Here is a 650-nt window from a genome sequence, read left to right as displayed (position 1 = left end):
GCAGAGGGCGGGGCCGGGTCCCGCAGGCGCTTGGTGCGACCCAGTGAGAGTCGACGTCACGCTCCAGGGGCTGCCGCGGCTACCGGCGCCGTGGGCGCCGGGGCCGGCCGCCTTGCGTGACGCTAGGCGTCACGCGTCGTGGTCGGTGGTGAGGAAGGTCGCGAGCTCCTCGAGCACGGCCTCCTCGTTGTCGCCCTCGACGCTGACGGTGAGCTCGTCGCCGTGCTCGATGCCGAGCGAGATGATCCCGAGGATCGACGCGGCGTTGACCGGGGTCGCGTCGCCCTTGGCGACGAGGACCTTCTGACCCGACTTCGCCGCGGCCTGGCTGAAGAGCGAGGCGGGGCGGGCGTGGAGGCCCTTCGACGATGCAACCTGCACGGTGCGCTCGACCATGAACGTTTCTCCTTGATCCTGCAGTCGCGACTGCATCAGTGGTGCCCGGAGTCGGGCTCGCCCGGACGGACCGGGCGGGTGGAGGAGTCCCCGTCCGCGCCTGCGACGACCGCGCGAGCGGCGAAGAGGACGGGCAGGGTCTCGAGCACGGCATCGGCACCGTGCGCTCCGAAGACATCGGGCGGGAGGAGGGCGGCCGCGGCTCCCACGAGCTCCGCACGGTGGCGGAGTCCGTCGAACTGCGACTCGAGGTG

General features: G+C 72.2%; 2 protein-coding genes. Both read right to left on the bottom strand.

The window, feature by feature from the left end; translation table 11 throughout:
* Positions 1-129: 129 nt before the first annotated feature.
* On the bottom strand, positions 130-396 hold the full coding sequence (locus tag C5B92_RS16820) for an HPr family phosphocarrier protein (protein ID WP_104326908.1): 267 nt from the start codon (positions 394-396) through the stop codon (positions 130-132).
* Positions 397-431: 35 nt separating this feature from the next.
* Positions 432-650 (bottom strand): hypothetical protein (locus C5B92_RS17485; RefSeq protein WP_181028893.1); only part of this gene is annotated, 219 nt, incomplete at its 5' end.

Source organism: Rathayibacter sp. AY1A4 (genome assembly GCF_002930955.1).
GTDB lineage: Bacteria > Actinomycetota > Actinomycetes > Actinomycetales > Microbacteriaceae > Rathayibacter.
This window is presented reverse-complemented; position numbering and strand designations above follow the sequence as displayed.

What these genes read in the sequence shown, in the direction of transcription:
- C5B92_RS16820 (WP_104326908.1), bottom strand. Translation starts at nt 396, where the DNA reads ATGGTCGAGCGCACCGTGCAGGTTGCATCGTCGAAGGGCCTCCACGCC.